General features: G+C 34.3%; 17 protein-coding genes and 1 pseudogene. 12 read left to right on the forward strand and 6 right to left on the reverse strand.

Translation table 11 applies throughout. The features are described 5' to 3' along the window. Nucleotides 1–43: 43 nt before the first annotated feature. The 4 genes from ACKI42_RS01135 to glgB form a co-directional block, all read right to left on the reverse strand. Nucleotides 44–1,084: a polyketide cyclase gene (locus ACKI42_RS01135; RefSeq protein ID WP_407401587.1), complete on the reverse strand. Its 1,041-nt coding sequence runs from the start codon at nucleotides 1,082–1,084 to the stop codon at nucleotides 44–46. Between the two features lie 68 nt (nucleotides 1,085–1,152). Beyond that, on the reverse strand, nucleotides 1,153–2,421 hold the full coding sequence (locus tag ACKI42_RS01140; RefSeq protein ID WP_407401589.1) for a glucose-1-phosphate adenylyltransferase: 1,269 nt from the start codon (nucleotides 2,419–2,421) through the stop codon (nucleotides 1,153–1,155). A gap of 43 nt (nucleotides 2,422–2,464) precedes the next feature. Then, a complete protein-coding gene (locus ACKI42_RS01145; RefSeq protein ID WP_407401591.1) occupies nucleotides 2,465–3,871 on the reverse strand; it encodes a glycogen synthase in 1,407 nt (468 codons plus the stop codon). Further along, on the reverse strand, nucleotides 3,872–5,803 hold the full coding sequence (glgB, locus tag ACKI42_RS01150) for a 1,4-alpha-glucan branching protein GlgB (RefSeq protein WP_407401677.1): 1,932 nt from the start codon (nucleotides 5,801–5,803) through the stop codon (nucleotides 3,872–3,874). 313 nt (nucleotides 5,804–6,116) lie between these two features. On the opposite strand from glgB, the gene ACKI42_RS01155 reads away from it, so the two are divergent. The 8 genes and pseudogenes from ACKI42_RS01155 (at nucleotide 6,117) to ACKI42_RS01190 (ending at nucleotide 15,107) form a co-directional block, all read left to right on the forward strand. Further along, complete coding sequence (locus tag ACKI42_RS01155) at nucleotides 6,117–7,241, forward strand: alpha/beta hydrolase (protein WP_407401593.1); 1,125 nt, start codon at nucleotides 6,117–6,119, stop codon at nucleotides 7,239–7,241. After that, on the forward strand, nucleotides 7,241–8,656 hold the full coding sequence (locus tag ACKI42_RS01160; protein WP_407401595.1) for a M17 family metallopeptidase: 1,416 nt from the start codon (nucleotides 7,241–7,243) through the stop codon (nucleotides 8,654–8,656). Before ACKI42_RS01155 ends, ACKI42_RS01160 begins: the two co-directional genes overlap by 1 nt. A gap of 141 nt (nucleotides 8,657–8,797) precedes the next feature. Further along, on the forward strand, nucleotides 8,798–10,009 hold the full coding sequence (locus tag ACKI42_RS01165) for an acetyl-CoA carboxylase biotin carboxylase subunit family protein (protein ID WP_407401597.1): 1,212 nt from the start codon (nucleotides 8,798–8,800) through the stop codon (nucleotides 10,007–10,009). Next, complete coding sequence (locus ACKI42_RS01170) at nucleotides 10,010–10,780, forward strand: alpha/beta hydrolase-fold protein (protein ID WP_407401599.1); 771 nt, start codon at nucleotides 10,010–10,012, stop codon at nucleotides 10,778–10,780. It abuts the gene before it with no gap. 41 nt (nucleotides 10,781–10,821) lie between these two features. Further along, a complete protein-coding gene (locus ACKI42_RS01175) occupies nucleotides 10,822–11,775 on the forward strand; it encodes a RimK family alpha-L-glutamate ligase (RefSeq protein ID WP_407401601.1) in 954 nt (317 codons plus the stop codon). 13 nt (nucleotides 11,776–11,788) lie between these two features. Beyond that, nucleotides 11,789–12,913, forward strand: a pseudogene (locus ACKI42_RS01180) (carboxylate-amine ligase); the annotation flags it as partial. A gap of 33 nt (nucleotides 12,914–12,946) precedes the next feature. Then, nucleotides 12,947–13,780: a type 1 glutamine amidotransferase gene (locus ACKI42_RS01185; protein WP_407401603.1), complete on the forward strand. Its 834-nt coding sequence runs from the start codon at nucleotides 12,947–12,949 to the stop codon at nucleotides 13,778–13,780. Between the two features lie 145 nt (nucleotides 13,781–13,925). Next, nucleotides 13,926–15,107 (forward strand): hypothetical protein, encoded by a 1,182-nt coding sequence (locus ACKI42_RS01190; RefSeq protein ID WP_407401605.1) that lies wholly within the window; start codon nucleotides 13,926–13,928, stop codon nucleotides 15,105–15,107. 62 nt (nucleotides 15,108–15,169) lie between these two features. Here ACKI42_RS01190 and cphA read toward each other — a convergent pair whose 3' ends face one another. Beyond that, entirely contained in the window at nucleotides 15,170–17,800 is a 2,631-nt protein-coding gene (cphA, locus tag ACKI42_RS01195) for a cyanophycin synthetase (protein WP_407401607.1), read from the reverse strand. A 200-nt stretch (nucleotides 17,801–18,000) separates the two neighbouring features. On the opposite strand from cphA, the gene ACKI42_RS01200 reads away from it, so the two are divergent. The 3 genes from ACKI42_RS01200 to ACKI42_RS01210 all read left to right on the forward strand — a co-directional run bounded on the left by ACKI42_RS01200 (nucleotide 18,001) and on the right by ACKI42_RS01210 (nucleotide 20,088). After that, complete coding sequence (locus tag ACKI42_RS01200; RefSeq protein ID WP_407401609.1) at nucleotides 18,001–18,885, forward strand: cyanophycinase; 885 nt, start codon at nucleotides 18,001–18,003, stop codon at nucleotides 18,883–18,885. A gap of 23 nt (nucleotides 18,886–18,908) precedes the next feature. Continuing rightward, on the forward strand, nucleotides 18,909–19,751 hold the full coding sequence (locus ACKI42_RS01205; RefSeq protein ID WP_407401611.1) for an isoaspartyl peptidase/L-asparaginase: 843 nt from the start codon (nucleotides 18,909–18,911) through the stop codon (nucleotides 19,749–19,751). A gap of 97 nt (nucleotides 19,752–19,848) precedes the next feature. Then, on the forward strand, nucleotides 19,849–20,088 hold the full coding sequence (locus tag ACKI42_RS01210; protein WP_407401613.1) for a YtxH domain-containing protein: 240 nt from the start codon (nucleotides 19,849–19,851) through the stop codon (nucleotides 20,086–20,088). A 50-nt stretch (nucleotides 20,089–20,138) separates the two neighbouring features. Here ACKI42_RS01210 and ACKI42_RS01215 read toward each other — a convergent pair whose 3' ends face one another. Further along, nucleotides 20,139–20,936 carry a class I SAM-dependent methyltransferase gene (locus tag ACKI42_RS01215; protein ID WP_407401615.1) on the reverse strand — a complete coding sequence of 266 codons (798 nt, stop codon included), beginning with the start codon at nucleotides 20,934–20,936 and terminating at the stop codon, nucleotides 20,139–20,141. 242 nt (nucleotides 20,937–21,178) lie between these two features. Here ACKI42_RS01215 and ACKI42_RS01220 point away from each other — a divergent pair, with 242 nt between their 5' ends. Continuing rightward, nucleotides 21,179–21,754, forward strand: coding sequence for a TerD family protein (locus ACKI42_RS01220; RefSeq protein ID WP_407401617.1), 576 nt, complete (start codon nucleotides 21,179–21,181; stop codon nucleotides 21,752–21,754). Nucleotides 21,755–21,758 lie beyond the last annotated feature (4 nt).

Genomic DNA, 21,758 nt, shown 5'->3' on the forward strand with positions numbered 1-21,758 from the left:
TCAAACTCTTAAAAAAAACATAAAGAATTTATTTATTTTCATTCTATTTATAAACCGCTAAAGACAGCTTAATATTAACATCTTGACCCTCCAGAGGCTTTTCTACGAATATCTGACATAAATCACCATGTCTCATTTGGTCGTTCTTTACTTTTTGTATAAGCTGCTGTATAGCCTTTATTCTTCCTGAGTAAGATCCCTTGTAGTACATCACATAATTTTGGGTTGCAGCAACGGATCTAAAACTAAAATTATTATCCGAAATACCCACTTTTTTGGATAGTGGAATACCGAAGAAATAAGAAACTTCCTTATCCTTATAATTTTCTGCGTTGGTGATAAGTGTCGGATACCCTATCTCATCTTCTTTTTTGCCAAGATCCATGCTAACGTAGTTATAGACCTTATTATAATTCATAACGATATTTTTGTAAAGTGCATCTTGTTTATTAGAGGCACTTACATTCACTCCCAATATCATCTGAGGCTCCTTTTTTTCAACCATAATGCTATCATATTTTATAGCTGCCATTCGATGATCCCTTTCTACCTTGTTGCCAAGCACATTGTGGAGATTTATCATGCTTTTATCTATATTCTCTACGAATTGATGTTGTGTCCAAAAATTTTTCACTCTAGAGAGCACAGGAAGCTTTGGAGTATGAACAATCCAAGTGATTTTTGTTTTTTCCGGCGTTAATTCTTTAAATTTTATATCTACTAGCGTTGGATTTTCGTTTTCATTTTCGAAAAGTTGAAATCTGAGTGTCTTATTTACGTTTTCATATCTTAAAAACATTTCTCCACCCATTACATTATCTTGATCTTGATAACTGATAGAACTTCCTTTCCCTTCGTATGGCAAATAATAATTTATTTTTATCGTTTTAGATGTAAGAAAGTAGTTATTCCAACGGGTAAAATTCTGAAGATTATTGAACTGATTAAACACTTTGTCCAAAGGATAATTGACTTCTTTTTGTATTGTGAAATTTTTATTTTCTTCCACAAAATAATACATAGAAGCGGCGTATGCTCCCATTAGTAAGAAAATGATAATGGCTATAAATTTAAAAACACGCATTGCACAAATGTAATACAAATAAAAAAAGTGACCAATAAGTAGATCACTAAAGTTATATTATTATAATCTTATCCTATATGAGTTCCTGCTTTTAGGATAGCTCCCTTCTTTACAACTACGATACCATCTTGCACAGAATGCGTACCATAATCTCCATCTTTGATATGTTTTCCACCAATAATTCTTACATTATCACCTATACAACAGTTCTTATCTAGTATGGCTTTTTCAATATAGCAATATTTACCAATGCCAATATTAGGATTGCCCACTTTATCATTTTGTACGATATCTTCATTCTTCTGATAAAAGTCGGCTCCCATAACATAAGAATTAACAATAGTACTCCCTTTATCGATGCGTGTTCTATTCCCAATGATGGAGTTTTCTATTTTGTCTGCCATAATAATACATCCATCACCAAAAACTGCCTTACTTACATAAGATCCGTTAACTTTTGATGGAGGAAGCATTCTAGCTCTTGTATAAATAGGATATGCTGAGAATAGATTGAACTGTGGAAAGTCCTGACAAAGATCCAAATTTGCCTCGTAGAAAGATTCTATAGTTCCGATATCTGTCCAATATCCTTCGTACTGATAGCTTAATGTTTTGTAATTACCGATAGAACTAGGAATAATATCTTTACCAAAATCATCACCTGCACCCTCTTCAAACATTTTCTTTAGAATGGTCTTCGTGAATATATAAATTCCCATAGAAGCTAGATATTCTTTGCCTTCTACTTTATTTTTATCAGAAACTTCAGATTTTAAATCTGATAATGCTTCTTCTTCTGGCTTTTCTATAAATGAAGTAATATTGCCTACCTCATCAGACTTTAGGATCCCAAAGCCTGTAGCATCTTTGGCATTAACGGGTATCGTAGCAATAGTAAGATCTCCACCATGATCCGTATGAAATTTTAGCATATGCGTAAAATCCATTTGGTACAATTGGTCTCCAGACAAAATAAGAATGTAATCATAATCATATTTTTCTAGATGCTTCATAGACTGTCTTACTGCATCTGCTGTTCCCTGAAACCAATTTTCATTTTCTACATTTTGCTCGGCAGCCAAAATATCTACAAAACCTTTGCTAAAAATATCAAAGTGAAAAGAATTTTTGATATGCGCATTCAATGAAGCCGAATTAAACTGAGTCAGAACTAATATTTTATTAAGTCCAGAGTTTAAACAATTGGAAATAGGGATATCTACCAATCTATATTTACCTGCAATAGGTACCGCAGGTTTGGATCTAGAATGGGTTAATGGGAAAAGTCGTGTTCCTCTGCCTCCTCCCAGTACGATTGAAATAACTTTTCTATTCATAAAAATAAGGTGTATTTTGAAATTATGATTAAAGTATTGTGTTTTACATTTTATATAAAGTTAGGTATTTTTGTGCAGACTTTTCCCATGCAAAGTCAAATTTCATATTAGAAATAATAAGATCTTTCATCGTTTGCTCTTGTTGATATAGACCCAATGCTCTCGTTATAGCATGTATCACATCTTGCACTCCAGGATAAGTGAAATTGATACCAGAACCTCCTGTTGATACATCTTTCACAGTATCTTTTAGTCCGCCAGTATAGCTAACAACAGGCACAGTGCCGTACCTCATCGCATACATTTGGTTGAGACCACAAGGTTCTACACGAGAGGGCATCAGTAGAAAATCTGCCGAGGCATAGATCTGGTGAGATAAATGCTCTTTATATCCTATATCCAAAGCAAAGTTGGAATACACTGTATCTAATTCTTTTAGTTTTTCTTCAAGGTAAGTGTTTCCTGAACCTAGAACGATAATATTGAGCCTTCCATATGATTGTTTAATACTTCTCCAAACTACATCGGGAAGTAAATCTGCGCCTTTTTCTATAGCAAATCTTCCAATAAATGCAAACAAAGGTAATTTCGGATCCAAATTATACTCCTTACATAGTTGAGCTTTATTTTTTGCTTTAATCGAATGAACATCTTTAATGGAATAATTAAAATCTAACATGGAATCTGTTTCAGGATTCCAAACTTCATTATCGATGCCATTAATAATTCCATACGCTTTAGAAAATTCGTCTCTTACCAAACTTTCTAGACCTCGGAAACTCACGAATAATTCTTCCAAATAACCTTCGGAAACGGTGGAAAATGCTGTAGCACACTTTATCATACATGCTAAAGGATTAATGTTCCCGTTCCAATCTAGCAATCCCCATTTGTGATGTTCGAAGGCAGGTAGATAATTCACCATAGACCAACTCATGATTCCCTGATATTCGCCATTATGTATGGTTGCGATTGTTTTTACACCTTTCAGAAAACCAAATTCTGGGCAATTATCAATCATAAAAGGAACCAATCCGGTATGATAATCATGACAATGCAAAACATCTGGACGTATCTTCATCGCCGTCATCCAATGTAGAATTCCTTGTTGGAAAGCCAAGAACTGAAAACTTTCATCTTGGTACCCATAAGGATTATCCCGATCTAGCAACCCAGGAATCTTCACCAGATATAATTCGAAGCCAAGCGTAATTTTTTTCTCCTTCAATATAAGGACTTGAAGTAAACGGTCTGCCTGGTGAATAAAACCATCAAAAACTATTTCGAAATCGTGTTCTTGCACATAGTGTTTGTTATACCAAGGCATTACCACTTTGGCATCAATATCTTTTATTTTGTTTTGATACTTTGGCAAAGCTCCCACCACATCGGCTAGGCCGCCCACTTTTGCAACAGGATAACATTCTGTACTTAGATGATAGATCTTCATTTATTGGTCTTCAATTTTTTTTGTTTCAATTATTTGTTTCTTTAATATAATTCCCGCTAATGGTGGAAGATTAATAAATATAGAATTGGATCTGTTCATCCATTTGGTTTTCTCTTTTTTAAAGATAGTAGCCTCTACACCACTTCCTCCATATCGAACCTCATCAGAATTAAAAATCACTTCCCAATCTGTTTCAGAATCGACCCCAATCTGATAATCGAAAACATCTTTACTTAGGTTAAGAACAGTCATTAGTGCATCCTCTTTTCGCTTTCCTTTTCTTAGATACGTATAAACGGATTTTTCAGCATCATCTGCTTCTATCCATTCGAAACCATTTTTATTAAATTGATTTTCGTAGAGTGCAGTTTCATTTTTATATAAAGAGTTCAAGTCTTTTACCAAATCTTGCAAACCCTTATGAATAGGAAAATTAAGCAAATGCCAATCTAGACTTTGTTTAAAATTCCATTCAGACGTTTGTCCGAATTCATTCCCCATAAAAAGCAATTTCGCTCCAGAACTGGTAAACATATAGACATATAAAGCTCTTAGATTGGCAAATTTTTGCCATTCGTCGCCAGACATTTTATAGATTAAACTAGCCTTTCCATGTACAACCTCATCATGAGAAAGTGGCATCATATAATTTTCTTTGTTGGCATACATAGACGCAAACGTTAATTTATGATGAAAAATAGATCTTTTGTCTTGATTTTGTTTAAAATAATATAAGGTATCATGCATCCATCCCATCATCCATTTCATATTAAACCCAACACCGCCCAACGCTACCGATTTGGTAAGCTTTGGAAAATCCGAACTTTCTTCCGCAATGGTAATGACATCCTCTTTATACTGATCTTTAATTGCGAGATTTAATTCTTGTAGAAAAGCTTTAGCTTCCAAATTGACATTACCACCCTCTATATTAGGAGTCCATTCGCCTTCTTTTCTAGAATAATCCAGATGTAGCATGGATGTAACTGCATCTACACGCAATCCGTCCACATGATAACGATCTAGCCAAAATAGTGCATTAGAGATAAGAAAAGATTTCACTTCATTCTTTCCATAATCGAATATATAAGACTTCCAATCGGGATGAAACCCTTTTTGCGGATCTGCATATTCATACAAAGGCGTTCCATCAAACAAATAAAGGCCATTAGCATCGCCAGGAAAATGGGAAGGTACCCAATCTAGCAGTACACCAATATTATTTTGATGCAGAATATCTATAAGGTACATGAGATCTTGTGGAGAACCAAAACGCGAAGTTGCCGCATAGAATCCTGTAATTTGATAACCCCAACTTGGATCATAAGGAAACTCCATCACTGGCATGAATTCAACATGTGTAAAACCAATTTCTAGTATATAAGGTACTAATTTCTCGGCAATTTCTCGATAATTTAAGAATTTTTCGGCATTATCTTCATTTCGGCACCAAGATCCTAAATGCATTTCGTAAACAGATATTGGAGAATCTAAATTATTTCGAGCTGCACGTTGCGATATCCAATCTTGATCCTCCCAATCAAACCAAGTCGTAGAAATCATAGATGCAGCTTGTAAATTTTGTTCCCAACTAAGTGCAAATGGATCGCTTTTTTCTAAAATTTTTCCTTTGGTCTCTATCGCATATTTATAAAGCGTTCCCCAAGTGAGTCCTGCTATAAATCCTTCCCAAATCCCAGATCCATCCCAACGGGGAAACAGGATATGATCTTGAGAATTCCAATGATTAAAATTACCAATTACAGACACTTTCATGGCATGAGGCGCCCAAACAGAGAAGTAAACCCCTTTTACACCATCCTTTTCTACAGAATGGGATCCCATTTTTTCGTAAAGTCGATAATGTTTTCCCTCTTTGAAAAGATAAATGTCTTCTTCCGATAAAAGTGTAAAAGTCTTTACAATATTCATCATAGTTGGTTTTAGTATCTACAGTAGAATTTTCAGAACAATATAAATGTTATTTTATTTTTTGCCTCACAATCCTCGTTGCTTCTCAAATATAAGAATTTTTATTTTCTGAAACCTCATCTTACTAAGAGTATTAATAAAATTGTAATTCCTCTTAAAGATTTATTAATGAAAATCAGTATCTGATCATTTGGCAACATCAGACAGAATTATCCATTTGATTTAAATTTAAAATCGGTTTTAAGAAAAAACATTATACGGCTTCATAAATTAATTTTTAATAATTTTAGTTCCCAAAGAACAAACACAAAACATGAAATTCGAACTCTCTACCCAAGATTCCGATGAAAGACCAATTTACCTGACTGGAAACTTCAACAACTGGAATCCTAAAGACCCTAAATATTTACTGCAAAATACAAGTATAGATTATAAAAATTTCACTTTAACCATTGATGATGCTCAACTTCCGGATGATATAATATTCAAATTCACGAAAGGCGGCTGGGAAAACGTAGAGCTAGACCAATATGGAAATATTACCCCCAATAGAAAAGTTGCTAAATATGTGGGAACTTCTACAAATGTGGTAGAAAAATGGAGATTAAATTGGGGACCATTCAAGGATGAATTTTTTCCAATTGTAGAAATTATCTCTGACGAATTTTATATTCCTCAGCTCGATCGTTATCGCAAAATTTGGGCTTTACTTCCGCATGATTATTATGTTTCCAACAAAAGCTATCCTGTTTTATATTTGCAAGACGCCCAAAATCTCTTTAATGAAGGAAGTCCGTACGGAAACTGGGAAATAGATAAAAAACTCTCTATTTTGGCAGAGTACGGACGTGGTGATGTTATTGTAATTGCCATAGAACATGGAAGCGAATCCAGAATTAAAGAATATATTTTTGATAATGATAATATTGCTAATGGTTCTGAAGGCAAAAAATACATTCGTTTTATTGCAGATACGCTGAAACCCTTTGTAGACGAAAATTATAGAACAAAAAAAGACCGAGAAAATACAGGAATTGGGGGAAGCTCTCTTGGCGGACTCATCAGTATTTACAGTGGATTTCTGTATCCTGAAGTGTATTCTAAATTATTAATTTTTTCTCCTTCGCTTTGGATAGAACCGAATAACAATTTTCCTATGATGAGTTTCCGAGTTCCTTACAAAACCAAAATCTATTTGTACGGAGGCGAACAAGAAGGCTCAAAAATGGTGAAAAGAATAGGCGTTTTTGAAGATTATTTAAGAAAATGGGAGAAGAAAAACTTATTCGATTTCGAATTTAAAACCAATATAAATCCTGAGGGTACACATAACGAATTCTACTGGTCTCAGGAATTTCCACGCGCCATAGAATGGCTTTTCTACAATAATACAGAAAACCCAGTAGAAGTAAAACCTCAACAAAACAATAGTAAATAATGAAAGTTACAACAAACAAAAAAGATAATTATAACCAAATTTTTCAACTCTATTCTGAAATTTCTTGGCAAAGTAATCAATATCAATTTCCTTCGAGTATTTCAAGTTTCTTTACCGGAAAGAAAAATGAAGTTTTCGTTTATGTAGAAGCGGAAAAGGTAATTTACCTGATTGGTTTAGGAAAAGATGATATACAAAATTTTGAATTCCAACAAATTGGAAATAAATTCGCCCAAGCGCAAAAAAACAACTTGCATGCAGTTCCAACATTGCTTTCTGGTGATAATCTAAATGATGAACAGTTTTCCCAATTTATCACAGGATTGCTATTAGGTACTTATAATTATCCTTTCAAGAAAGACCATTCATTTTGGAATGATCAATTTGAATTAAATTATTCTGAAATCAGCGGAGATCAAGCGCAAAAATCGCTTAAAAAAGCAGTTGCTATTTGCAATGCACAATCGGCTTGCCAAGATTGGTTGAATAAACCTGCCAACTTTAAAAAACCTGATACAGTTACAAAATATCTATCCGAAATAGCTACCCAACACAATCTTAAACATACCACTTTTAATAGAGAAAAATGTGAAGAATTGGGACTTGGCGCCTACCTTTCGGTGAACCAAGGAAGTGCGTACGATGCGGCGTTTACCATATTAGAATATAAAACCGACGTTCCTAATGCTAAAACCTTCGGATTGGTAGGTAAATGCGTGGTATTCGATACGGGTGGAATTTCTATTAAAGCCTCTACCAATCTTCATTATATGAAATCTGATATGGGCGGAGCGACCGCAGTTATTGGTGCGCTACTCTATGCTGCAGAAATGAAATTGCCGATTAATATCAACGCAATTTTACCGATTACAGACAACGCAGTATCCGAGAAATCTTATTTACCGAGTGATGTAATTACAGCCTACAACGGGAAAACGATTGAAGTTTTGGATACAGATGCCGAAGGAAGAATGACCTTAGCAGACGGATTATCTTATTTGGCGAAAAACTATAAGACAGATGTACTTTTAGATCTCGCTACGCTTACTGGCAGTTCTGTAAGAATGTTTGGTGATACTTGTGGCGCTTTACTATCTAATAACGATCAGTTGATAAAAACCTTGATAAAAACTGGCGACAAAACCAACCAAAGATTATGGAACTTGCCTTTGTGGGACATTTGGATGGAAGATTTTAAGTCTGATGTTGCTGATTTTAAGAATTTTTCTATGAAACCGGTTGGAGATTGCATTATTGCAGCCAAGTTTTTGGAGCAATTTATAGAAAACCATCCCAATTGGGCGCATTTAGATATTGCAGGTGTTGTATTTGGTAGTGTAGGATATGCAAGAGATAAGGCCGCGACAGGATTTGGTGTACAATTATTGGCTGATTTTCTTGAAAATTATCAATAAAAAATTAGTTTTTCTAAAATATTCTCTGTATAATTGATATTGTATTAGCAAAAACACACCTAATATCGAATTTTAACATTAAATAATTAATAAAAAATACTATTTATTTTTTAAAATTTAATAAAAGTGAAAAATCATTGTATGGAGAATAAAACTATAGTCTGTATTTCTTGTTATTTTAAAGGGTACGATTTTATGGATGAAATGAAAAAACTAGGAAATAAAGTTATCCTAGTAACCTCCGAAAATCTCAAAGAAAAACCTTGGCCTTGGCATGCGATAGATGAGGTATTTTATATGCAAGAAATCAAACCATCTGTTTGGAATCTCGAGCATCTCATCCAAGGGTTTTCTCACCTTATGGAAACCAGAAAAATACATGCCGTAGTTGCATTAGACGATTATGATGTAGAAAAAGCTGCCCTTATTAGAGAGAATTTCAGAATTCCAGGGATGGGACAGACGACTCATCGATACTTTAGAGACAAATTAGCTATGAGACAGAAGGCACAAGATTCTGGTATTCTTGTTCCAGAGTTTACAGCGGTCTTCAATAATGATGAGGTGGAAGATTTTATAAGGAGAACTCCTGCACCATGGGTTTTAAAGCCTAGATCTGAAGCTTCTGCATCAGGGATAAAAAAGATAAAAAACGAAGAAGAGCTTTGGCAGGCACTTCAGCAATTGGGAGAAGAAAGACATTTGTTTTTGCTAGAAAGTTTCAAGATCGGCGACGTATTTCATGTAGATAGTTTGAGCTTCAACCATAGAATTGTATTTACCTCAGCTTCACAATATCTTGCTTCTCCAATGGAAGTTTCTCATGTTGGAGGCGTATTCCGAACTAAAACTTTAGGCATCCATTCTGAAGACTTCAAGGCACTTTATAAAGAAAATGCCAAACTTCTCTCCTATTTTGGATTGTTAAATGGTGCTACACACAGCGAGTTCATCAAAGGAAAAGAGGACGGAAAATGGTACTTCTTGGAAACCTCATCTCGTGTTGGTGGCGCCCATATACCAGATTTGGTAGAGGCATCTAGTTCCATTAATATTTGGAGAGAATGGGCAAGAATTGAAGATGCGTTATTGAAGGATATAAAATACAGCATCGTTACTCCAACTGCGTACTATGCAGGTCTGATTGTAGCATTAATTAAAGAAAAAGAAGCAGATACCGAAAGTTTTGAATGTGATGAAGTGTTTAAATTTTTACCGATTGATTATCATATCGGGATTGTATACCAATCCTTAGATCCTTCTATTATACATACTAGACTAGACGATGCTGCAAAAAAAATAAATTCAGATATGCTTCAAATATTACCACCACAGAGTAAACCAACCTCTTAGATGCTTAAATATTTTCTTAAAAATAAAACGATAAACTACAAAATAAGAATCAACAGAATGCCACAAATAGAACATACAGATTATTACTCTCATATATTAGAAACAAAAATAAAGGTAGAAGTTACAGGACACTATGGCTACCCTATTATTATGTTTCCTACTTCAGGTGGTTTGTATACGCAAAATCACGATTTTGATCTGAATAGCAGTATCAATGGTTTTATAGAACAAGGGAAAGTAAAATTATACAATGTAGAAACTATAGATGCTTACTCTTTCTATGATGACGAATTATCTCCGAAGCAAAAGATCAACAATTACGAAAAATATATGCAATTTCTCATACAAGAGTTTGTTCCTTATATCCAAAAATTACATTGCACAGATAGAGTTGCTGTAGCAGGCGCAAGTTTTGGAGGTTATCACGCAGCCAATTTTGCTTTTAGATTCCCTCATGTAGTGTCTCATCTATTTTGCCTTTCGGGAGCTTTTAGCATTAGAAATTTCATGGATGGTTATTCTGATGATTTGGTGTACTTCAATTGTCCAAGGGAGTTTGTAAAAAACGATGAAGCTTGGAAATACAAACACATGCACATTGTGCTGAGTACATCTGACCAAGATATTTGCAAAGAAAAAAACTTAGTGATGGGAAAAATATTATCGTCCAAAGGCATAGATTTTTGGTATGATGAGCAAAAATGGATCAGTCATGATTGGCCCCTTTGGAGAATGGTATTTCCGATTTTTGTATCCAAATTTTTCTCTTAAAAAACATTTAATCATTTAAATAAATAAAAAAACATAAACTTATGGCAAAAAAAGTAGGAATATTATTTGGGATGGAAGATACATTTCCTTGGGCATTTATTGATAAAGTAAACGAACTAGGCAAAGGTGAAATTGTTGCAGAACCTGTTTCTATAGACAAACTAGAACAAGGCGCAGACTATGGTTATGCAGTAATCATCGACAGAATTTCGCAAGATGTTCCTTTTTATAGAGCTTATTTAAAAAATGCAGCGCTAAATGGAACTTATGTAATTAATAATCCTTTTTGGTGGAGTGCAGACGAAAAGTTTTTCAATAATGCATTGATGTCCAAATTGGGCATTCCGTTACCCAAAACTGTATTACTTCCCTCTCACGATCGCCCTTCTAATACTTCGGAAACTTCTTTTCGAAATCTCAAATTTCCTCACGATTGGGATTATATTTTCAATTATGTGGGATTTCCAGCTTATATGAAACCACACGATGGTGGTGGATGGAAAAATGTATACCGCGTAGACAGCGCAGATGATCTATGGACAAAACTAAGTGAGACAGAACAGTTGGTGATGTTACTTCAGGAAGAAATTGTATTTGAAGACTATTACCGAGTGTATTGTTTAGGCAAAAAATATGTGCATATAATGCCTTATGAACCTAGAAACGAACCTCATCTTAGATATGAAACTACGCACCAAACAGAAGGCGAAGAGTTGAAAAAATTACTAAAAACTATTGAGGATTATACCATCAAAATGAACGAGGCTTTGGGGTACGATTTCAACACAGTAGAATTTGCAGTTAAAAATGGAATTCCTTACGCTATAGATTTTTGCAATCCTGCTCCAGATGCAGATAGAAATGCTGTAGGTGAAGAAAACTTTGCTTGGATTGTAGAACATTCTGCAAAATTGGCAATTGAAAAAGCCAAAGAATATGTTCCTGGGAAAGCCAATATCTCTTGGGGAACTTTCGTGAAAAACTCTATAAAATAAAAACACACACAGAAAAAAAATGCATCAATTCACAATAGGTATAGAAGAAGAATACCAAATTATCGACGTAGAAAGTAGAGATTTGGTATCGCACGTATCTAAAATTATAGAAGGCGGTAAAGCAGTATTGAGTGAAAACTTGAAACACGAAATGCACGAATCTATGATAGAGATGGAAACAGGTATTTGCCAAAATATACAAGAAGCACAAGCCGAACTTACCAACCTGAGAAGACATCTCATCAAGGTAGCACACGAGAATAATCTAAGAGTTTCTGGTGGTGGTACACACCCATTTTCCAACTGGGAGCATAACACCATTACAGATGGAGAACGTTATCACAAAATTGTTGATGATATGGGTGATGTAGCACGTGGAAACCTTATTTTTGGACTTCATGTACATATTGGTATACCAAATCGTGAAGAAGGCGTAAGAATACAAAATGTAATGCGCTATTTTCTTCCTCACGTCTATGCACTTTCTACCAATTCTCCTTTCTGGATTGGAAGAAGCACAGGATTCAAATCTTACAGACAAGAAGTATTTGTAAAATTCCCTAGAACTGGAATTCCGAGTTATTTCAATTCTTTGGCAGAGTTTGATAGCTATGTAGAGCTTTTGGTAAAAACCGGAACTATAGATAATGCGAAAAAGATTTGGTGGGATCTGCGTGTGCATCCTTTCTATCCTACTATAGAATTTAGAATTTGCGATATGCCTTTGCGTATTGAAGAAACGGTTTGTCTTGCAGCTATAATGCAAAGTTTGGTGGCAAAAATATACAAATTGCATCAGCAGAATTTAAGTTTTAGAAGTTACCGAAGATTATTATTGAATGAAAATAAATGGCGCGCCTCTAAAAGCGGAATAGAATCTCATCTTATAGATTTTGGTAAAGAAGAATCAGTTCCTTACAAAGATCTTCTGAAAGAATTGTTAGAATTTATAGATGATGTTGTAGATGATTTGGGTTGTCGTAAGGAAGTAGAATATGCCTGGACTATTATGGAAAACGGTACTGGCGCAGATAGACAATTGCAAATATTCAAAGAAACAGGTGATCTTACAAAGGTGGTAGACTATATGATTTCTGAGACCGAATATGGGATAACTCACGGCACAAATGCTTCTTAATATTTTTTATAACTTTGCACAAAACATGTAGTTATGTGTGATATAAGAATTGCATTATTGGATATGAATGACAATCACGTCAATCAGGGATTTAAAAATATTTCAGATTTGTCGGAGGATTTTCGTAAGCAATCCACAGAAAATATTACTATAGAAAAATTTGATATTAGACATAAAAATGAAATGCCTGAAATTGAAAATTTTGATATTTTCATCTCTTCTGGTGGCCCAGGTACACCTCACAAAGAAGGACATGCTTGGGAAAAAAGATATGCCGATTTTCTGGATGCTATTTTCGAACATAATAAAAACAGCGAAGAGAAAAAGTACTTATTTCTAATATGTCACTCTTTCCAAATTGCAAGTATCCATTGGAAATTGGGAAATATATGTAAAAGAAAATCCTATTCTTTTGGTGTGATGCCGATCCATAAAACGGATGATGATAAACAAGAATATTTATTCGAAAACTTACCCAATCCTTTCTATGGCGTAGATTCTAGAGCGTATCAATTTATAGAGCCTGACGATAATAGATTTGAGGAACTTGGCATGAATATTATGGCTTTAGAAAAATTTCGTCCGCATATTAATTTAGAAAGAGCGGTGATGGCAGTTCGTTTTTCAGATGAAATTTTTGGAACGCAGTTTCATCCTGAAGCAAGTCCGGAAAGTATGATTGAGAATCTTAAAGACGACAGAAATAAAGCAGCTATGATAGAAAACTACGGCATAGAAAAATATCTTGAAACATTAGACCGAATGGATGATGATGATAAGATACTACTGACGCAATCTCAGATTCTGCCCAGATTTTTTGATTTTGCTAAAAATAATATCTTGAAATATAGAACAGTTCTTGCTTAAGTAATTTTAAAGTAAAATAGATTACCATTTTTGGAATTGAATAAAGGTAAAAATCGAGTACATAGGCTCGATTTTTTTTATTTAAATGAATCTTATGATTAATGTGTATAAAATGTTTAACTTTAAAATGACCAAAACATAAAATATGATTCCGAAGTATAGAAAAAAATTTAACGAAGAATTTTCTCCAGAGAAATATAAGCAGTTCCAGGAAACACTCCAAATAAAAAGTGGTGTAGAACCTGCATTTAGAATTTCGGAAAGTCCTATTTTTTTACCAAATGATTTTAGAACTAAACTACTTTCAGCAAGCGAAAGTATTATCAGCCAGATAAGAAAAATGCCAGTGGAAATTTTGAACAAAGCAATTCCTAAAAATTGTAAAGTGCCGAATGATCACGAGAAACCACACTTTATCACCATAGATTTTGGAATTTGCAGAAGTGAAAATGGCGAAATAAACCCTCAGTTGATTGAGCTACAAGCTTTTCCATCTTTATATGCTTTTCAACAAGTGGAGGAAGAGACCTATGTAGGACTTTATCCATTTTTGGAATCTGTACAAAGCAACCTTAGCAAAGAAGAATACTTTGATCATTTGAAGGAACTTATTGTGGGCGATGAAGATCCTAGGCATGTAATTTTGCTTGAAATCTTCCCAGAAAAGCAAAAGACCCAGATTGATTTCATTTTAACAGAACAATATTTAGGCATAAAAACAGTCTGTTTAACCAAAGTAAAAAAGGAAGACAATAAGCTGTATTATGAAGATAATGGCGAGAAAATAGAAATAAAAAGAATCTATAATCGTGTAATTTTTGATGAATTAGATAAAATTCCAGACCTCCATTTAGAATTTAATTTTAGAGACAAAGTAGAGGTAAAATGGGTCACTCATCCCAATTGGTTTTTTAAAATTTCTAAATTCCTATTACCACTATTGAAGCATGAATATGTGCCAAAAAGTTATTTTTTGCATGAATTTCCAAGTACCGAAAAGCTGGAAGATTTTGTATTGAAGCCTTTATTTTCTTTCGCAGGAAGTGGTGTCAACCTAAATCCTACTTTAGAAATTACAGTTTCTATAGAAGATAAGGAAAACTATATTTTGCAAAGAAAAGTAAACTACGAACCTCTGTTTGAAGACATTAACGGCGAATTTTCTAGAGCCGAAATAAGATTATTATATATTTGGAAAGACAAAGATGAGGATCCTATTTTGGTGCAAAATCTTTCTCGAATGACCAAAGCTGATATGGTAAATGTAGATTTTAATAAAAAAGATGCTATTTGGATTGGCAGTTCTCATGCTTTTTTTGAAATATAGATTACAACGACCATAAAAAAACCTCTGAAATTTCAGAGGTTTTTATTTGATAAAGAAAATAATTACATTAATTTATCATCTTCTAATAATTCCTTGGCTTGATATTCTTGAACCAATTCTATTGCATTAGAGATTACATCGCTAAGTGCAGTAATAAATGTTCCTTCTTCTGCCATGCTCATAGAATGTTTCAGTGCATCTATTTCTCTAGGAATAATCTCATAGCTCACTTCCCTACCCGATTCTTGAATTCCGTCTATAATTAATGAGTTTATTTCTTCCTCTGTTCTTCCTCTGAGGTGTTTTTCGTTACGGATAATAATATAATCGAACATTCGACCTGCAATTTTTCCACACAATTTTATGTCCTCATCTCTACGATCTCCCACTCCAGAAATAATTCCTATTTTCTTGCTTGCTTCTACGTTTTTCAGATAATCTTCTATTGCTTCGTACCCTGATGGATTATGTGCAAAATCGATTAGTACTTTGAAGTTTTTAAATTTAAATATATTCAATCTACCTGGTGTCAGTTGCGCACTTGGGATAAACGTCCTCAATGAATTTGAAATATCTTCAATTGCAAAACCATGTAAATAACATGCCAAACTCGCTGCCAAAACATTTGAAATCATAAACTTTGCCTTGCCTTCCATTGTAATAGGGAAATCTTTGGCTTTACCAATTCTTATCTTCCAATCGCCTTTTTTAATAGTTACATATCCTTCTTCATATACACAAGTTGTCCTTCCTTCCTTGGAGAATTTTTTGATATGTTCGTTATTTTCATCTAAGCTAAATATGGCAACGTTACTGGAAATATCATTTACAATACGCATAGAATAAGCATCGTCTGCGTTCATCACACTCCAACCATTCTTTTTTACACTATCTAGTACTACTCTCTTTACTTTGGTAAGATCTCTAAGATTGTGGATATCATTCATCCCCAAATGATCTTCTGTAATATTGGTAAGGACGCCTATGTCGCATTGTGAAAACCCTAAACCAGATCGCAAAATACCTCCTCTAGCCGCTTCTAATACCGCAAATTCTACGGTTGGGTCTTTTAAGATAAATTCAGCAGAAAGCGGACCTGTGGTATCCCCTTTTGTAAGCATGGTATTTTGTATATAAATCCCATCAGAAGTGGTAAATCCTACTCTGTAACCGTTATTTTTTACAATATGAGAAATTAATCTTGTTGTGGTTGTTTTACCGTTAGTTCCTGTTACTGCAATAATAGGAATGGTAAAAGGTTTGCCTTGAGGGTAAAGCATATCTACTACAGGAGCTGCAACGTTTCTTGGTAATCCTTCGCTTGGAGCCAAATGCATTCTAAAACCTGGTGCTGCATTCACTTCAATGATGGCTGCGCCACTCTCCTTCAGAGGTTGCGTTAGATTTTCTGCCATAATATCGATTCCACAAACATCGAGCCCAATAATTTTAGAAATTCTTTCTGCCATAGTTATATTCTCCGGATGCACCATTTCTGTTACATCAATAGAAGTACCCCCAGTAGATAGATTAGCTGTAGACTTCAGATATACTATTTCTCCTTTGTGCGGAACCGTAGTTAAGTCGTACTGCATTTTATCCAATAGTTCTATAGTATCCTTGTCTACGGTGATTTCGGTAAGCACATTTTCGTGTCCGTATCCTCTTCTTGGATCTTGGTTTTCTATAGCGATTAGTTCTTCTATGGTGCTTTCTCCATTGCCAATGACGTGTGCTGGAACTCTCCTAGCCGCAGCAACCATTTTATTATTAACTACCAAAACTCTAAAATCAAATCCGCTGATATATTTTTCTACAATCACTTTTTCAGAATACTTTTGTGCGTATTCTAGACCTGCTTTAGCAGATTCCCAATCGGTAACATTAATGGAAGAACCTTTTCCGTGATTACCATCTAGTGGCTTTATCACCACTGGATAGCCTATTTTTTTTATCACACTTTCTAATCCCTCTACAGAATCTATAAGATCTCCGATAGGAACGGGTATCGCAGAATCGTTCAACATTCTTTTTGTCAATTCTTTATTACAAGCGATATCCACAGCTATAGAACTCGTATTACCAGTAATAGTTGCTTGAAATCTCTGTTGGTTTACACCATATCCTAATTGTACAAGAGAATTACTACCTAGTCTTATCCAAGGTATTTTTCTAGATACTGCCTCTTCAACAATGCTTCCTGTAGAAGGACCAAGACGTTCGCGCTCGCGGATTTCTCTCAATTTCTGCACACATGCATCTATATCAAACTCTCTTGCGTCAATAAGTGCTCTTGCAATTTCTACCGCTTGCTCTGCAGCATATATACCTGCATTTTCTTCAATATAATCAAATACGACATTGTAGATACCTGGTGTTTTGGTTTCTCTTGTACGTCCAAAACCTGTTTCCATACCCGCTAAGGTTTGTATCTCTAGTGCGATATGTTCTATTACGTGGCCAATCCAAGTTCCCATTTCTATCCTATGAAAAAAGCCGCCTTGTACTCCCTCAGAACATCTATGTTTGATGAGAGAAGGTAATAATTTTTCTATATTCTCTCTGAAACCTTCAATTTTATTAGTAGGAAAATTCTCCATTTCCTCAAGATTCAAACGCATCTGTATCAATTTTTTTCTTCTGATACTCCAAATATTTGGTCCTCTCAGCGCTTGTATCTTCTCAATTTTCATAGTTTATCTTAAATAAGTGTATTAATAAAAAAAAATATTCTTCAATCAAAGATAATGTAAAACCTTAAAAAATAGCACATCATTCTTCAAGATTTAGTAAAAAAAAAAGAAAATTAAATTCATTTCATAATTTATGCCTTCTGATGATAATAAGATTTTATATTTTTCAGACTGTCATTATTTTTCTAACTTTGCAGGTTATGAGACCAGTTGGAAAATTAATTATAATCGGTGGAGCTGTTAATAAGGGGAGTTTCGCAGAAACAGATTACGATCAGAACATAGAAAAAAATCTTAACTTTTTTGAAACCGGAATTTTAAGGAAGATTATTACTGAATCTAAGAATAAGGAAAATTCAATCATTGAAGTTGTAACTACAGCTTCGCAAATCCCTCAGATAGTAGGGACAGAATATAAGAAAGCTTTTGAATTTTTGGGAGCTAAAAACGTCAATATTTTAGATATAAGCAATAGAGAACAAGCTAATTCTGATGCCATTGTAGCAAGAGCTAATGCGGCAGATGTAGTAATGTTCACGGGTGGAGATCAACTAAGGCTTACTTCCATATTGGGGGGTACTCGATTTCACGATACTATTTTATTAAAATATACAGAGCAAGATTTCATTTACTCTGGTACTTCTGCTGGAGCTGCGGCTGCTTCTGAGAATATGATCTACCAAGGAAGTAGCACTGAGGCGATGCTAAAGGGAGAAATAAAAATCACCCAAGGATTAGGACTTATAGACAACGTCATTGTAGACACTCACTTCGTACAAAGAGGACGTATGGGAAGGCTATTTCAAGCGGTAGTAAATAATCCGCGCACCTTGGGTATTGGCCTTGGAGAAGATACAGGTTTGTTTATTCATAACGATACGATGACAGCTGTTGGTTCTGGACTTGTAATCTTGGTGGATGGAAGATTTATCAAAGACACTAATCTTACTAATATCAATCTTGGAGAACCTATTTCTATAGACAATATGGTAGTTCATGTAATGTCGATGAATGATACTTACGATCTAAAAACCAAAGACCTTACTATTGTAAATTCGCAGTATAGTTCATCTATACAAAACTAATTTTTCACAACACACCAATTCCTATGAAAATTATTATCCACGGAGGATTTTTCTCTGAAAGCGACCAAAGCCATGAGATGAAAGTTGCTAAGCAAAACGCTTTAAAATTGATTGCTCAAAAATCATATACTTTTCTCGAGAACAACTCTGCCTTTGATACTGCGGCTTATGCGGTTTCTTTACTAGAAGATGATTTATTATTCAATGCTGGTATTGGATCTCAAATACAAAGTGATGGCGTAATTCGTATGAGCGCTGCCATTATGGATGGAGACACGCAAAAACTAAGCGGTGTTATTAATATTGAGCAGGTAAAAAACCCAATATTAGTAGCAAAAAGTTTAATGAGTGAAGATGATCGTGTTTTGGGAGATCAAGGTGCTAAGAAATACGCGACTGAAAATGGTTTTGAAGATTTTTCAACAGAAATTCCACAAAGAAGATCTGAGTACGAAGCAAAGCTAAAAACAGGCGGAAAAGGAACCGTAGGATGCGTTGCGTTGGATAAAGAGGGAAAACTTGCTGTGGCAACTTCTACTGGAGGAAAAGGATTTGAAATTCCTGGTAGAATTTCAGATTCCGCAACCGTTGCAGGTAATTTCGCCAATGAATATTGTGCTGTTAGCTGTACAGGAGTTGGTGAAGATATCGTAAGCAATGCTACTGCAACCAAAATAGTAACGAGAGTTACGGATGGTATGAGCATGGTAAGTGCTTTTGATAAAACCTTCGAAGAACTAAAATCAATTGATGGCTTTGCAGGCGCAATTGCTATTGATAAAATGGGGAACATTTACCACCAAGATTCTTATCCAACTATGGTATTTACAAGTTATGATGGAAAGGAGTTTGATATCTTTAACTAAATTTTAACATTCTTTTTTGTATTAAATATTTTCTTTGGCACACATTTTACTTAGTGTATAGTATAACATCAAAGTTTAACTTAAAAAATATTTAATCATGGGAAATAAGACAAATGGCGTTTTAGCTTTATTAGGATTGGGAGCATTAGCTTATTGGAAGTACAAAAAATCGACTCCAGAGGAACAACAAGCTGTGAAAGATAAAATCAATACAGCGAAAGGTAACTTAAATAAATTTGGAAACGATCTTAAGGACAAAGCTAATAATGTAGCTTCACAAGTTCAAGATAAAGCCAACGAAGCAAAAAACAAAATTGAAGACGCCACGCAAGGTTAGTCTTTACGAAATTAATATAATTTTACAATTAGGTAAAAAAGAAGTCATCATTACGATGACTTCTTTTTTGCTTTGATAGCATAAACCATTGGTATCTTGTCTCCGAATTTGGTGATTCTCCACTTCCCTTTTTCAAACTCAGTTATATGCTTAAAACAAGGATAAGGTGACCAATCAAATTCTTGAAACTGTGCTAACGTTAAATGATTATCCATTAAACTTTGCAGAATCTCAGATATAGGATGATTCCACATTACATAATCTTCCACAATATCAGCAGAAAAATCAGCATACGTTCCTTCGTAGGTTTCTGCTATTGGTTTTTCGTTAAAATAATTATAAGCAATACCATTAAAATCGTCATCATACATCCAAACAACAGGATGAAAATCTGCCATCACCAATTCTCCGTCAAGCTTCAGAAAATGATCGATCACATGTGCCCATTTTTGTAAATCTGGCAACCAACCAATTGTTCCGTAGCTAGTAAAAATTAAGTCAAATTTTTCATCTAAAACATTGGGTAGATTATATAAATCGGAACAAATAAAATGGGTATCTACATTGCATTTTTGTGCTAAAATTTTCGCCTCATCAATCGCTTTATCCGATAAATCTACGGCTGTGACTTTTGCGCCCATACGCGACAACGAAATTGAATCTTGACCAAAATGACATTGCAAATGCAATACACTCTTCCCTTCCAAATCTCCAAGTAATGGTAATTCTATAGCATTCAGAGAATTTCTCCCAGCCAAAAACTCATCCATAAAGTAGAAATCTGACTTCATATGAGTTTCCACTTTAGCATTCCATGATTTTTTATTGATTTCTAAATAATTTTCCATTTTAAAATTTATGTCGTAATAAATATAGAACTTTTTAGAATATCGATTTTCTTAATATAAAAAATCGCATAAAAATTGATTAATCACTGTATTTAGTGAAATTTTTATTTCACTTAGCTCCACTTCTAATAATTATTGTATCTTTTGTTTTAAGAATTTTAGATTTAAAATGAAGAATATCGAAACTTTAAAATTTGTTTTAAATCTAATTTTTATTGAATAATTTAAAAGTTAAAAAGTATATGGCAATTAATTTACAAAAAGGACAGAAAATCAACATCGGACTAAGTAAAATGACCATTGGTTTGGGTTGGGATCCTAGCGAAGGTACAGGACAGACTTTCGATTTAGATGCTTCTGCTATCATGATAGATTCTACTAGAAAATTGGTAGAAGAAGAATATTTTGTGTTCTATAATAATTTGGTTTCACCAGACGGTGCACTTACCCATACAGGCGACGATCCTGATGGTAGAAGTAGTGATGGTGATGATGACGAAGCGATAATCGTAGATTTGGATAAGGTGGACTCTAGAGTTGAGGAAATTCTTTTCGTGGTTACTATTGAAGATTTCGAAAGAAAAAAACAAAATTTTGGACAAGTAAGAAATTCTTACATCAGAATTATTGATAATGATAGCAACGAAGAAATTGCAAAATACGAATTGGATGAAGATTTCTCCATAGAAACTGGTGTAGAATTCGGGAGGTTGTATAAAAGAAATGGCAGTTGGAAATTTGAAGCTTCGGGTATTGGATACAAAGCAGATCTAGGATTTTTCTTGGAAAAATATTACAAAGGTCAAATCATAAAATAATATA

Source organism: Chryseobacterium sp. (assembly GCF_045629545.1).
In the GTDB taxonomy this organism is placed as follows: Bacteria; Bacteroidota; Bacteroidia; order Flavobacteriales; family Weeksellaceae; genus Chryseobacterium.

Coding starts and splice junctions, on each gene's coding strand:
- ACKI42_RS01175 (WP_407401601.1), top strand. CDS start 10,822: ATGGCAAAAAAAGTAGGAATATTATTTGGGATGGAAGATACATTTCCT.
- ACKI42_RS01190 (WP_407401605.1), top strand. CDS start 13,926: ATGATTCCGAAGTATAGAAAAAAATTTAACGAAGAATTTTCTCCAGAG.
- ACKI42_RS01205 (WP_407401611.1), top strand. CDS start 18,909: ATGAAAATTATTATCCACGGAGGATTTTTCTCTGAAAGCGACCAAAGC.
- ACKI42_RS01160 (WP_407401595.1), top strand. CDS start 7,241: ATGAAAGTTACAACAAACAAAAAAGATAATTATAACCAAATTTTTCAA.
- ACKI42_RS01220 (WP_407401617.1), top strand. CDS start 21,179: ATGGCAATTAATTTACAAAAAGGACAGAAAATCAACATCGGACTAAGT.
- ACKI42_RS01145 (WP_407401591.1), bottom strand. CDS start 3,871: ATGAAGATCTATCATCTAAGTACAGAATGTTATCCTGTTGCAAAAGTG.
- ACKI42_RS01140 (WP_407401589.1), bottom strand. CDS start 2,421: ATGAATAGAAAAGTTATTTCAATCGTACTGGGAGGAGGCAGAGGAACA.
- ACKI42_RS01165 (WP_407401597.1), top strand. CDS start 8,798: ATGGAGAATAAAACTATAGTCTGTATTTCTTGTTATTTTAAAGGGTAC.
- ACKI42_RS01210 (WP_407401613.1), top strand. CDS start 19,849: ATGGGAAATAAGACAAATGGCGTTTTAGCTTTATTAGGATTGGGAGCA.
- glgB (WP_407401677.1), bottom strand. CDS start 5,803: ATGAATATTGTAAAGACTTTTACACTTTTATCGGAAGAAGACATTTAT.
- ACKI42_RS01135 (WP_407401587.1), bottom strand. CDS start 1,084: ATGCGTGTTTTTAAATTTATAGCCATTATCATTTTCTTACTAATGGGA.
- ACKI42_RS01170 (WP_407401599.1), top strand. CDS start 10,010: ATGCTTAAATATTTTCTTAAAAATAAAACGATAAACTACAAAATAAGA.
- cphA (WP_407401607.1), bottom strand. CDS start 17,800: ATGAAAATTGAGAAGATACAAGCGCTGAGAGGACCAAATATTTGGAGT.
- ACKI42_RS01215 (WP_407401615.1), bottom strand. CDS start 20,936: ATGGAAAATTATTTAGAAATCAATAAAAAATCATGGAATGCTAAAGTG.
- ACKI42_RS01200 (WP_407401609.1), top strand. CDS start 18,001: ATGAGACCAGTTGGAAAATTAATTATAATCGGTGGAGCTGTTAATAAG.
- ACKI42_RS01185 (WP_407401603.1), top strand. CDS start 12,947: ATGTGTGATATAAGAATTGCATTATTGGATATGAATGACAATCACGTC.
- ACKI42_RS01155 (WP_407401593.1), top strand. CDS start 6,117: ATGAAATTCGAACTCTCTACCCAAGATTCCGATGAAAGACCAATTTAC.